Annotated in this window: 9 protein-coding genes and 3 pseudogenes; 9 read left to right on the top strand and 3 right to left on the bottom strand. The window is 65.3% G+C overall.

Annotation, left to right across the window (positions count from 1 at the left end; all coding sequences use genetic code 11):
- Nucleotides 1-265 (bottom strand): annotated as a pseudogene (locus tag I5M_RS31660) (Asp-tRNA(Asn)/Glu-tRNA(Gln) amidotransferase GatCAB subunit C); the annotation flags it as partial.
- 289 nt (nt 266-554) lie between these two features.
- Here I5M_RS31660 and I5M_RS26220 point away from each other — a divergent pair.
- From I5M_RS26220 to I5M_RS26180, 9 genes and pseudogenes are all read left to right on the top strand, one after another.
- Nucleotides 555-1445, top strand: a complete 891-nt coding sequence (locus I5M_RS26220; protein WP_031337651.1) for a LysR substrate-binding domain-containing protein — start codon at nt 555-557, stop codon at nt 1443-1445.
- A 170-nt stretch (nt 1446-1615) separates the two neighbouring features.
- Entirely contained in the window at nt 1616-2890 is a 1275-nt protein-coding gene (gene gabT / locus I5M_RS26215; RefSeq protein ID WP_022724105.1) for a 4-aminobutyrate--2-oxoglutarate transaminase, read from the top strand.
- Nucleotides 2891-2928: 38 nt separating this feature from the next.
- On the top strand, nt 2929-4380 hold the full coding sequence (locus I5M_RS26210; RefSeq protein ID WP_022724104.1) for an NAD-dependent succinate-semialdehyde dehydrogenase: 1452 nt from the start codon (nt 2929-2931) through the stop codon (nt 4378-4380).
- A gap of 48 nt (nt 4381-4428) precedes the next feature.
- Nucleotides 4429-5727: an ArgE/DapE family deacylase gene (locus tag I5M_RS26205; protein WP_022724103.1), complete on the top strand. Its 1299-nt coding sequence runs from the start codon at nt 4429-4431 to the stop codon at nt 5725-5727.
- On the top strand, nt 5727-7316 hold the full coding sequence (locus I5M_RS26200) for an acetolactate synthase large subunit (RefSeq protein ID WP_022724102.1): 1590 nt from the start codon (nt 5727-5729) through the stop codon (nt 7314-7316). Before I5M_RS26205 ends, I5M_RS26200 begins: the two co-directional genes overlap by 1 nt.
- 77 nt (nt 7317-7393) lie before the next feature.
- Nucleotides 7394-8983 (top strand): ABC transporter substrate-binding protein, encoded by a 1590-nt coding sequence (locus I5M_RS26195; RefSeq protein WP_022724101.1) that lies wholly within the window; start codon nt 7394-7396, stop codon nt 8981-8983.
- Nucleotides 8980-10002 (top strand): ABC transporter permease, encoded by a 1023-nt coding sequence (locus I5M_RS26190; protein ID WP_022724100.1) that lies wholly within the window; start codon nt 8980-8982, stop codon nt 10000-10002. The genes I5M_RS26195 and I5M_RS26190 overlap by 4 nt, the downstream gene beginning before the upstream one ends.
- A gap of 12 nt (nt 10003-10014) precedes the next feature.
- On the top strand, nt 10015-10854 hold the full coding sequence (locus I5M_RS26185; protein WP_022724099.1) for an ABC transporter permease: 840 nt from the start codon (nt 10015-10017) through the stop codon (nt 10852-10854).
- Nucleotides 10851-11894 (top strand): annotated as a pseudogene (locus I5M_RS26180) (ATP-binding cassette domain-containing protein); the annotation flags it as partial. The gene I5M_RS26185 and the pseudogene I5M_RS26180, both read left to right, overlap by 4 nt.
- 11 nt (nt 11895-11905) lie before the next feature.
- Here I5M_RS26180 and I5M_RS31655 read toward each other — a convergent pair.
- Nucleotides 11906-12100: pseudogene (locus I5M_RS31655) on the bottom strand (2-oxoacid:acceptor oxidoreductase subunit alpha); the annotation flags it as partial.
- Nucleotides 12097-12203 (bottom strand): 4Fe-4S binding protein (locus I5M_RS31650; RefSeq protein ID WP_199900071.1); only part of this gene is annotated, 107 nt, incomplete at its 5' end. The pseudogene I5M_RS31655 and the gene I5M_RS31650, both read right to left, overlap by 4 nt.

The raw sequence follows: 12203 nt of genomic DNA, 5'->3' as shown, positions 1-12203 counted from the left end.
CAGCGAGTACGTCGAGCACTTCGTCCCACGGCAGCACCACGAAGGCGCCATCGAAGCCGCGTGGCGCGCCGGACTTCTCCAGCCAACTTTTGCGCACCATCGGTCGTTCGAGCCGCGCCTTGTGCCGAAGCGAGTCGGTGAAATTGCCCAGAATCGGCGACGGTGCCGGATCGCCCGCATCGGGTTCGACCTCGACGTCCTGGCCGTCCCATCGCGCCGAGAAGGCGCCCCAATGCGAGCTGTGCGTGCTCCAGTCGTCGTTCATCCCGTTGGTCTCCGTCGATCGTTCTTGACGGCGATAATCGGCCAACAAGCCGGCGCCGTATTGTTTGTAATCGTTCGAAATTGAGCGAAATGGCGTGGCGATGAGCCGGACACGCGCTGCGCAGGGAAGCCGGACATTTGTGACGGTTGCTTCGGCGTGCGACAAGAGGGAAGAGTTCGTCGGTTGCACGAATTGCAATCGCGACAGAACACGATTGCGCGCGGCCGCGCAGAGGTGACAAAGAGATAATGTACTTGCGTCGTTACACCGTTCCCGAGATGCCATGCTCATGACGCGCCGTCGTTTGCCGTCTTTGATTGCGCTGCGCGCCTTCGAGGCCGTCGGCCGCACCGGCAGCGTTCGTGCGGCGGGTGACGAACTCGCGGTCAGCCATACGGTGGTGTCACGGCATCTGCAGAACCTGCAGAAATTTTTAGGCGTGGCGCTGGTCCGCGGCGAGGGCCGCGGCGTCATGCTGACCGAAGCCGGCGCGAGCTTTCATGCGCAGATATCGCAGGCTTTCGACATCATTGCCCGGGCGACGAGCAGCGCGAGGCCCTCTTCGCTGGCGACGCTGAACATCTGGTGCATCCCGGGCATCGCCAACCGGCTGCTGCTGTCGCGTCTGCCCGAGCTGACCGGGCCGCCCCGCAATTGGGAAGTGAATCTGCAGCCGACGCTGAATCATCCGGATCTGTCACGAGCGGAGGCCGACGCCGAGATCGTCTATGCCGACGTGATCGATGCGCGCGGCCCGCTGATGGCCGAAATCCTGCTGCGGCCGCGCGTGTTTCCGGTGGCCAGCCCGGCCTATCTGGCACGTTATCCCGCGATCAACAGTCTCGAAGATCTGTCGAAGATCGCGCTGATCCACGAAGAATCGACCACGCAATGGTCGCGCTGGTTCGAACTGGCGGGCCTCGACGAGCTGCCGCCGCTGCGCGGCCAGCGGCTGTGGCACGCCCATCTGGCGATCGAGGCGGCGCGGCTCGGGCAGGGTGTTGCGCTTGGCAACGAAGTGCTGGTCGGGGACGATCTGCGCTCCGGCGCGCTGGTCGAGGTGGTTAGTTCGTCGGTTTATATGGAGACTTACCAGCTCGTCGCGCTGAAAGAACGTTGGGACGATCCGGAAATTGTCGCCTTGCGAAATTGGTTGAAGCAGGTGCTCGCAGAACTCTGACGGTTGTGTCTGTCTGCGTGTTGAGCGGATCGCTCAACAAAGCGCCAGTGTCTGCTCGCGGCAGTGCAGGATTTTTCGATTGGTGCATGCAAGTCACCAGATCGAACTCACAAGCTGATTGATTGCCGTCATCGTCACATTAGCGTCGTCGTCAGTTCGGGAGAGAGCTGATGACGAATAGTGAATTGCTGGCTCGCAGGCAGGCGGCTGTCGTGCGCGGTGTCAGCCAAGCCACGCCGGTGTTTGCAGAGCGGGCGCTGAATAGCGAGATCTGGGACGTCGACGGAAAGCGCTACGTGGATTTCGCCGGCGGTATCGCCGTATTGAATACGGGCCACTGCCATCCGCGCATCGTCGCGGCGGTCCGCGAGCAGCTCGATCGCTTTACCCACACGTGCTTTCAGGTGGCGCCGTATGAAGGCTACATCAAACTGGCCGAGCGTCTTAATGAGTTGGCGCCGATCAACGGGCCGCTGAAATCCATCCTGCTCAGCACCGGTGCGGAAGCAACCGAGAACGCCGTCAAGATCGCGCGCGCGGCAACAGGACGTAGCGGCGTCATCGCTTTCACCGGCGGCTTCCATGGCCGCACCGCGTTCGCGTCGGCGATGACCGGCAAGGTCATTCCCTACAAGAAGGCGCTCGGTCCGCCGCTGCCCGGCGTCTGGCACGTGCCGTTCCCTATCGCGGGCGGTGACGTCAGCGTCGAGGACGCGCTGCGCTGCGTGTCGTTCGTGTTCAAGGCCGATATCGACGCGTCGCAGGTCGCGGCGATTATCATCGAGCCGGTGCAGGGCGAAGGCGGCTTCCATCAAGCGCCGCCCGAACTGATGCGCGGCCTGCGCAGGCTATGCGACGAAAACGGCATCGTGCTGATCGCCGACGAAGTGCAGACCGGCTTCGGTCGCACCGGCAAGATGTTCGCGATGGAGCATTACGACGTCCAGGCCGACATCGTCTGCGTCGCCAAGAGTCTTGCCGGCGGTCTGCCGCTGTCCGCCGTCGTCGGCCGCGCCGCCATCATGGATGCGGCCGAGCCCGGCGGTCTCGGTGGCACCTATGCGGGCAATCCGCTGGCCTGCGCCGCGGCGCTCGCGGTGCTCGACGTGTTCGAAGAGGAAAATCTCGTCGCGCGTGCCAACCAGATCGGCGAGCGGCTGCGCAACGCGATCGATCGCTTCGCGCTGTCGAACACGCTGGTGCCGACGTCGGCCGCCCGCGGCCCGGGCGCCATGGTGGCTTTCGACATTCTCAAGCACCGCGGCAGCAACGAGCCGGATGCCGAGATGACCAAGCGGGTGACGCGCCTGGCGCACGAGAACGGCCTGATCCTGCTGTCGTGCGGCACGCCGCCCAACACCATCCGCATTCTTGTGCCGCTGACGGCCTCCGATGCGATCGTCGACGAAGGGCTTGCGATCCTGGAACGCTGCCTCGCCGCTTAGTTGAAGGGCGCGTCTGCGCCGAGACGGGACTAACTACGATGCTGAAGCCGAGTGATCCTGGCCTGTTGGCTGACCGCTGCCTGATCGGCGGCAAATGGTGCGGCGAGCCGGTCGATGTCGTGTCCAACCCGGCGACGGGTGAGCGCGTCGGTGCGGTGCCGCATTTCGGCGCGGACGAAGCCGAGGAAGCTGTGCGCGCCGCCGACATCGCGTTCCGGCAGTGGTCGAAGCTGCTCGCCAAGCAGCGCGCGACGCTGCTGCGCGCCTGGTTCGATCAGATCATCGCCAATCGTGACGAACTCGCGCTGCTGCTGACGCGTGAGCAGGGCAAGCCGCTGACGGAAGCGCTCGGCGAGATCGACTACGCGGCATCGTTCGTGGAGTTCTACGCCGAGGAAGCGCGGCGCGTTTACGGCGAGACGATTCCGTCGCATCGCGCCGATGCCCGCACTATGGTGATCCGCCAGCCGGTCGGTGTGGTCGCGGCGATCACGCCGTGGAATTTCCCGGCCGCGATGATCACCCGCAAGGTCGCCCCGGCGCTCGCCGCCGGCTGCACCGTGGTGATCAAGCCGGCGCCGGAGACGCCACTCACTGCGCTGGCGCTCGGCGTGTTGGCGCAGCGCGCCGGCTTCCCGCCGGGCGTGCTCAACATCATCACCGGCGATGCGCCGGCGATCGGGCGGGCCTGGACAGAGAGTCCGACGGTGCGGGCGATCAGCTTCACCGGCTCGACCGAAGTCGGCAAGATCCTGATGCGCCAGGCGGCTTCTACGGTGAAGAAGGTCGGACTCGAGCTCGGCGGCAACGCGCCGTTCATCGTGTTCGACGACGCCGATCTCGACGCCGCCGTCGAGGGCGTGATTACTTCAAAGTTTCGCAACATGGGGCAGACCTGCGTTTGCGCCAACCGCATCTACGCGCAGGACGGCATCTACGATGCCTTCGTCGAGAAACTCACCGCCAAGGTGGCGACGCTCAAGGTCGGTAACGGCGTCGACGCCGGCGTGACCCAAGGGCCGCTGATCACTAAGGAGGCGATCGCCAAGGTCGAGCGCCATGTTGCCGACGCGGTCGGCAAGGGCGCCAAGGTGGTGCTCGGCGGCAAGCGGCACGCGCTCGGCCGCACCTTCTTCGAGCCGACCGTGCTGGCGGGCGTCACCACCGAGATGCTGATCACGCGCGAAGAGACATTCGGTCCGGTTGCGCCGGTCTATCGCTTCAAAGACGAATCCGACGTGATCGCGCAGGCTAACGACTCGCCGTTTGGTCTGGCGTCCTACTTCTACGCGCGCGATCTCGGCCGTGTGTTCCGCGTCGCCGAGGCGCTGGAGTCCGGCATGGTCGGCGTCAATTCGGCGCTGCTCGGCGCCGACGTGGTGCCGTTCGGCGGCGTCAAGCAATCCGGCCTCGGCCGCGAAGGCTCGCGCCACGGCATCGAGGAATATGTCGAGACCAAATACATCCTGCTCGGCGGTCTCGATCGCTGACGCTGCCATCTGCATTGCGACGACTAACAGATCCAGGGAGACCGTGACATGGCGACTGACACATTGACGAAACCGGATGCGATCGCTGACAGCCTGCGCGCTGCTGTCGATCGCAACTTCGACGACCAGGTCGCGTTTCTCCAGCGCATGGTGCAGTTCCGCAGCCTGCGCGGCGAAGAGGCGCCGCAGCAGGCGTGGCTGGCGCAGCAGTTCGCCGATCGCGGCTACAAGGTCGATACGTTCAGTCTCGCCGACGTCAATCTCGCCAGCCATCCCAAGGCGGCGCCGATGGACACCATCGATCCGGCCGGTTCGATGCAGGTCGTGGCAACCCTCGATAGCGAGGGCAAGGGCCGCAGCCTGATCCTGCAGGGCCACATCGACGTCGTGCCAGAAGGCCCGGTCGATCTGTGGAGCGATCCGCCGTTCGCGGCGACTGTCCGCGACGGCTGGATGATCGGCCGCGGCGCGCAGGACATGAAAGGCGGCGTGTCGGCGATGATTTTCGCGCTCGATGCGATCCGCTCCGCCGGCTACGCGCCCGATGGGCGCGTGCACGTGGAGACGGTGACCGAAGAAGAAAGCACCGGCAACGGCGCGCTCTCGACGTTGATGCGCGGCTATCGCGCCGATGCCTGTCTGATCCCTGAGCCGACCGGCCACACGCTGACGCGTGCTCAGGTCGGCGCGATCTGGTTCAGGCTGCGGGTGCGTGGCACGCCGGTGCACGTCGCTTATTCGGAGACCGGCACCAGCGCCATCCTATCGGCGATGCACCTGGTCCGCGCTTTCGAGGAGTACACCAAGAAGCTGAACGCGGCGGCGGTGCGCGATCCGTGGTTCGGCCAGATCAAGAATCCGATCAAGTTCAACGTCGGCATCATCAAGGGCGGCGATTGGGCGAGCTCGACCTCTGCGTGGTGCGAAGTCGATTGCCGCCTTGGTCTTTTGACCGGCGATACGCCCCAAGAGGCGATGGCTGGCATCGAGAAGTGCCTCGCCGACGCGCAGGCAGCCGACGCCTTCCTGTCGGAAAATCCGGCCGAACTCATCTGGAGTGGCTTCCAGGCCGATCCGGCAGTCTGTGAGCCGGGCAGCGAAGCCGAAGCTGTGCTCACCAGCGCACACCAGGCAGCGTTCAATGCGCCGCTCGACGCGCGCCTGTCCACCGCGGTCAACGATACCCGTTACTACTCGGTCGACTACGGCATCCCGGCGCTGTGCTACGGCCCTTACGGCGAGGGCCCCCACGCGTTCAACGAGCGCCTCGATCTGGAAAGCCTGCGCAAGACGACGCTCAGCATCGCGTTGTTCGTCGCGCAGTGGTGCGGGCTGAGGAAGCTGTGATGGCTGAGGCGGCACGAGCGGCGTCCACGATGCAATCGATGACGGGAGCGGACCGGCTCTGCGATGCGCTTCTGGCGCACGAAGTCGATGTCTGCTTCGCCAATCCAGGCACGTCGGAGATGCATTTCGTGGCGGCGCTCGACCGCCAGCCGCGGATGAGGTGCATCCTCGGCCTGTTCGAAGGCGTCGTCACCGGCGCTGCCGACGGCTACGGCCGGATGACCGACAAGCCCGCAGTGACGCTGCTGCATCTTGGTCCCGGCCTCGCCAACGGCCTGGCGAACATGCACAACGCCCGGCGCGCGAATTCGCCGATGATCAACATCGTCGGCGATCATGCGGTCGAGCATCTTCCACTCGATGCACCGCTGACCAGCGATATCGACTCGCTGGCGCGGCCGATGTCGCGCTGGGTCAAGCGCATCGCCGATCCGGTGCTCATCGATCGGGATGTCGCCGACGCCTGGGCGCAGAGCATGGCGCCCGGCATCTCGACGCTGATCCTGCCGGCCGACATGGCCTGGAACGAACACGTCTATCGCTCGCAGCCGGTGCGCGGCAAGCGTCTGCCGCAGAAGCAGCTGCAGCAGGAGACGGTGGCGCGCATCGGCGATGCGATCCGTACCAAGCGCAAGGTGGTGCTGTTGCTCAGCGGCGCCGCTTTGCGCGAACATCCGCTGCGGATCGCCGATAACATCCGCCGCAGCGCCGACGTGGAGATCTACGCGCAGGGCGCCAACGGCCGGATCGAACGCGGCCGCGGCCGCGCGCCGATCGGCAGGTTGTCGATGACCCACGAGATCGGTCTCGAGATGCTGCGCGGCGTCGACATGGTGGTGCTGATCGGCGCCAAGGAGCCGGTGTCTTTCTTCGCCTATCCGAACCGGCCGGGCCGGCTGGCGCCCGAAACTTGCGAAGTCGTCCAGCTCGCTGGTCCGGATCAGGATTTGCTGCAGGCGCTGGAATGGCTGGCCGATGAAGTGAACGCGCCGAGCGAGCCGGTCGCGGTCAAGCCGTTCGCCGTCGCGTCGCCGACGGCGAGTTCGACTGCCGCTCTCACCACCGACATGGTCAATCGGCTGGTCGCGGCGCGGCTGCCGGAGCAGGCCATCGTCTGCGACGAGGCGCTGACCTCCTCGGGATGTTTCGATTACTCCTACGATGCGGCACCGCACGATTTTCTGCAGATCACCGGCGGCGCGATCGGCATCGGCATTCCGATGGCGGCGGGCGCCGCAGTGGCGTGCCCCGATCGCAAGGTGATCAATCTGCAGGCGGACGGCAGCGGCATGTACACGCTGCAGGGACTCTGGACCCACGCCCGCGAGAACCTCGATGTGCTGACTATCGTGTTCTCGAACCGCTCCTACGCGACGCTGTGGGGCGAGATGAGCAAGGTCGGCGCCCAGAAGCCGGGCCGCAACGCGCAGCGGATGCTGCAGCTCGATCAGCCCGAACTCGACTGGACCAAGATGGCACAGGGGCTCGGCGTCGAGGCCAGCCGCGCCACTACGCTGTCCGAATTCACGCGGGCGCTCGATGCGGCGCTGTCGCGCCCTGGTCCGTATCTCATCGAGGCGATGGTCTGATGCCGGATCGCCGCCGTCTCGAACATCGACGTCCTGACTGAACAATCGGCTTCAACTCCAACAACGCGGGTGATTGCATGAACAGACGTGAATTTGCCAAACTGAGCGTGGCGGCTGGTGCTCTCGGCCTCAGTGGCATCCCGCTCGGTATCACGCGGGCGGTGGGACAGACCCGTGGCGGTACGCTCAACACCATCATCCAGCCGGAGCCGCCGATCCTGGTCACCGCGCTCAATCAGCAGCAGCCGACGCTGACGCTGGGCGGCAAGATCTACGAGAGCCTGCTGCGCTACGATTTCGATCTCAAGCCGCTGCCGGGTCTGGCGCAGTCCTGGGAAGTATCGCCCGACAAGCTCACCTACACGTTCAAGCTGTTCCCCAACATCACCTTCCACGACGGCACGCCGCTGACGTCCGAAGACGTCGTGTTCTCGATCATGAAAGTGCTGATCGAGAACCACGCGCGTGCCCGCAGCACCTTCTCCCGCGTCGACAAAGCCGAAGCGCCGGATCCGCTCACGGTGGTCTTCACCTTGAAGAAGCCGTTCGCGCCGTTCCTCACCGCGTTCGATTGCACGACGGCGCCGATCGTGCCCAAGCACATTTATGAAGGCACCGACTATCGCCAGAACCCGGCCAACGCCAAGGCGATCGGCTCCGGCCCGTTCAAGCTGAAAGAGTGGGTGCACGGCTCGCACGTCCATCTCGTGCGGCACGAAGGCTATTATCGACCGAACGAGCCGTATCTCGACGAAATCATCTATCGCGTCATCCCGGATTCGGCGTCGCGCTCGGTGGCGCTGGAGCAGGGCACGGTGCAGCTCACGCAGTGGACCGACGTCGAGCTGTTCGAAGTGCCGCGGCTGTCGAAGTTGCCGAACCTGACGATGACCACCAAGGGCTACGAATTCTTCGCGCCGCACACCTGGCTCGAATTCAACAATCGCATCGCGCCAATGAACGACAAGCGCTTCCGGCAGGCGGTGATGTACGCGATCGACCGCAAGGCGCTGCTCAACCGCATCTACTTCGGCCTCGGAAAGGTCGCGACCGGCCCGGTGTCGTCGAAGACGAAGTTCTACGAAAAGGACGTCAAGAAGTACGACTACTCGCCCGACAAGGCGAAGGCGCTGCTCGACGAGATGGGTCTGAAGCCCGGCCCCGATGGCAAGCGCGTGGCGATTCCGTTCCTGGTGCCGCCCTACGGCGAGACCCACCAGCGGACCGCCGAATTCTTGCGGCAGTCGCTCGCCAAGGTCGGCATCGATCTGCAGCTGCAGGGCATCGATGTCGGTGGCTGGGCCCAGAGATTCGGTAACTGGGACTTTTCCACGACGACCACCACCGTCTATCAGTTCGGCGATCCGGCGCTCGGCGTGTCGCGGAGCTACGTCTCCTCCAACATCCGCAAGGGCATCCTGTTCTCGAACACGTCGGGCTACTCAAATCCGGAAGTCGACCGGCTGTTCGAGGAGGCCGCGACCGCAACAACCGACGAGAAGCGCCAGGAGCTCTACAGTCAGGTCCAGAAGATCATGGTCGAGGAGGTGCCGGTCGCCTGGCTGCTCGAGATCGACTATCCGAACTTCATGGACAAGCGGCTGAAGAACGTGATCACCACTGCGATCGGCGTCCACGAAACCTTCGGCTCGGTCTCGTTCGGATGAGGGCGCTCGCTCTGTCTGTCACCGGCAACCGCGGCGTGGCGATCGCTTTGGCGATCGTCCAATGGGTCGCACGGTTCATCGCGGTGGTCCTGGTGATCGCCACTTTCAACTTCGTGCTGGTCCACGCGGCGCCGGGCGATCCGGCGCAGGTGATGGCGGGGCAGAGCGGGGCGGCCGACGAGCACATGCTGGCTCAGTTGCGTGCCGAGTACGGTCTCGACAAGCCGTACCCGGTGCAGCTCGCGATCTATCTGAAGCGGATCGTGACGCTGGATCTCGGTTACTCCTATCGGCAGCAGCGCCCGGTGCTGTCGCTGATCGCCGAACGGCTGCCGGCGACGCTGCTGCTGACCTGCAGCGCGTTTCTGTTGTCGCTCGGGGCGGGCGTTCTGCTCGGGACATTGGCCGGCGTACGCGCCGGCAAATGGTCCGACACGGCGCTGACGATCGTGTCGCTGCTACTTTACGCCATGCCGGTGTTCTGGCTCGGCCTGATGCTGGTGCTGCTGTTCTCGGTGAAGCTCGATTGGCTGCCGGCGTTCGGCTACGTCAGCATCGGCGTGCCGATGACGCCGATCGAACATGTCCTGGACATCGCGGCCCATATGGTGCTGCCCGTCACGTCGCTCGGCGCGGTGCTGATGGCGATCTACGCCCGACTGATGCGTTCGGCGATCATCGACGTCGCGCACCAGGACTTCATCAAGACGGCGCGCGCAAAAGGCCTGAGGCGCGGCCAGATCATCGTCCGCCACATGCTGCGCAACGCGGTGCTGCCAGTCGTCACCGTGGCCGGCATGCAGGCCGGCACGCTGGTCGGCGGCTCGGTGGTGATCGAAACCGTGTTCGCCTGGCCCGGTCTCGGCCGGCTGACCTTCGACTCGGTGATGCAGCGCGACTATCCGCTGATGCTCGGCATTTTCCTGGTGATGTCTGTCATCGTCATCCTGCTGAATTTCCTCACCGACACGATCTACCGGATGGTCGATCCGCGCGTGTCGCTGCGTGCGGCGTCTTGATCGGAGGGGGCGATGGACAGGTTGAAAACGTTTCTGCGTCATCCGACCGGCATGATCGGCTTGCTGATCCTCGGAGCCGTCGTCGCTCTGGCGGTGTTGGCGCCGACGCTGTTTCCCGACGATCCGTGGGACATGGTAGGCGCGCCGTTCCAGCCGCCGGGCAGCGAGGGTCTGCCACTGGGGTCCGATATGCTCGGCCGCAACGTTGCGGCCGGCATCGCCTATGGGGCGCGGGTGTCGCTCACCATCGGCGTGGCCTCGACGCTCGCGGCGCTGTTCATCGGTGTGACGATCGGAGCCATCGCCGGTTACTTCGGCGGCAAGGTCGATGATCTGATGATGCGGATCACCGAGCTGTTCCAGACCATTCCGGGCTTCGTCCTCGCCATTCTGCTGGTCGCCACCATCGGGCCGACGCTGACCAACGTCATCATCTCGATCGGTGCGGTGAGTTGGCCGCCGCTGGCGCGATTGACGCGCGCTGAGTTTCTCCGGCTACGCGGCCGCGAGTTCGTGCAGGCCGCAGTGTGCCAGGGCCAGGCGCCGTTGATGGTGGTGTTGCGCCACATCCTGCCCAATGCGGTCTCACCGATCATCGTCACCGGTTCGCTGACGATTGCGACCGCGATCCTGATCGAAAGCGCGCTGAGCTTTCTGGGCCTCGGCGATCCCAACATGATGTCCTGGGGCCTGATGATCGGCGCGTCGCGCACCGTGATCCGTCAGGCGTGGTGGATGAGTGTGTTTCCCGGCGTCGCCATCCTGCTCACCGTGCTGGCGATCAATCTGGTCGGTGAAGGTCTCAACGATACGCTGAACCCGCGCATCGCGCGAAAGGTGCGCACCGCATGAGCGATGATCTCCTGCTGTCCGTCGAGCATCTGTCGGTCGAACTGCCGCATGGCGGCGATCGCAGCCACGCCGTCTCGGATGTTTCGCTGAGCGTCGGCCGCAACGAGATCGTCTGCCTCGTGGGCGAATCCGGCTCGGGCAAATCGATCACCGCGCATGCGGTGCTGGGCCTGCTGCCGTCCGGGCTCGAGATCGGCACCGGCGCCATCAAGTTTAGCGGCGAAGACATCGCCCACGCCAGCGAAGACGCGATGCGCGGTCTGCGCGGCGGTCCGATCTCGATGATCTTCCAGGAGCCGCTCAGCGCACTCAATCCGCTGGCGCGGGTCGGTCAGCAGATCGCCGAAGCGATCCTGGTACATGCCAGTCCGCGCCCGAGCCGCGCCGAGCTCGACGCGCGGGTGCTGGAGCTGATCACTGCGGTCGGCCTGCCCGACCCGGCGACACTGGTGCGCAGCTATCCGTTTCAGCTCTCCGGCGGCCAACGCCAGCGGGTGATGATCGCGATGGCGATGGCCAACAACCCGGCGCTGCTGCTCGCCGACGAGCCGACCACGGCGCTCGACGTCACGACGCAGCAGCAGATCCTGGGCCTCATCCGGCGGCTGCAGGCCGAACGCGGCATGGGTGTGTTGTTCATCACCCACGATTTCGGCGTCGTCGCCGATATCGCCGACCGCGTCGTGGTGATGCGCAACGGCCGTGTCGTCGAGCAAGGCAGTGTCGACGAGGTGCTGCGGCGGCCAAAGGACGACTACACCAAGGCGCTGATCGCTGCCGTGCCGGGCTCGCGCCCGGCCTCAAAGGTCGCTCGCGATATCGAGGGCGAGCCGCTGCTCGAAGCGCACGGGCTGAACAAGACCTTCGTCACCAGCCAGGGCTTGTTCCGGCCGGCTCGGACGACGGCAGCGGTGCGCGATGTCGCACTCAGCCTGCGTCCGCGCGAGACCGTCGCTGTGGTGGGCGAGTCCGGCTCCGGCAAATCGACGCCGGTCAACGCCTTGACGCCGCCCATCGAGGCGCCGACCACGGCAGCCATCGCGGCGATCTCGTCCTCCATCTGGATGAAGACGCCGCCGGCCTTCGGCAGCAGCACCGACAGCCGTTCGGCGATCTCGGAGGACGGCGTAATCGGATAGCCGGCGAAGAAGGTGCAACCGGCGTCGAGCGCGCCCTGGGCGCAGGCGGCGTTGCCGGACAGCAGCTTGGCGGCGGGCTTGGCGTGCGAACGGTCGATCGCGTTCATCGCGCCGCCTCCAGCGCCGGCTGCTCAGCGTCCAGATGAACTCGGATGGCGAAGTCGGGACACAGCCACTCGCACAGCCGGCAGCCGGTGCATTTCTCCGGCG

Origin of the sequence: Rhodopseudomonas sp. B29 (assembly GCF_000333455.1) — a bacterium.
In the GTDB taxonomy this organism is placed as follows: domain Bacteria; phylum Pseudomonadota; class Alphaproteobacteria; order Rhizobiales; family Xanthobacteraceae; genus Rhodopseudomonas.
The sequence above is the reverse complement of the archived record's forward strand: the minus strand, read 5'-3'. Positions and strand labels throughout refer to the sequence as shown.

Bases quoted from the DNA above. Each gene is read 5' to 3' on its own strand.
- I5M_RS26195 (WP_022724101.1), top strand. From the start codon at position 7,394: ATGAACAGACGTGAATTTGCCAAACTGAGCGTGGCGGCTGGTGCTCTC.
- gabT (WP_022724105.1), top strand. From the start codon at position 1,616: ATGACGAATAGTGAATTGCTGGCTCGCAGGCAGGCGGCTGTCGTGCGC.
- I5M_RS26205 (WP_022724103.1), top strand. From the start codon at position 4,429: ATGGCGACTGACACATTGACGAAACCGGATGCGATCGCTGACAGCCTG.
- I5M_RS26220 (WP_031337651.1), top strand. From the start codon at position 555: ATGACGCGCCGTCGTTTGCCGTCTTTGATTGCGCTGCGCGCCTTCGAG.
- I5M_RS26190 (WP_022724100.1), top strand. From the start codon at position 8,980: ATGAGGGCGCTCGCTCTGTCTGTCACCGGCAACCGCGGCGTGGCGATC.
- I5M_RS26200 (WP_022724102.1), top strand. From the start codon at position 5,727: ATGGCTGAGGCGGCACGAGCGGCGTCCACGATGCAATCGATGACGGGA.
- I5M_RS26210 (WP_022724104.1), top strand. From the start codon at position 2,929: ATGCTGAAGCCGAGTGATCCTGGCCTGTTGGCTGACCGCTGCCTGATC.
- I5M_RS26185 (WP_022724099.1), top strand. From the start codon at position 10,015: ATGGACAGGTTGAAAACGTTTCTGCGTCATCCGACCGGCATGATCGGC.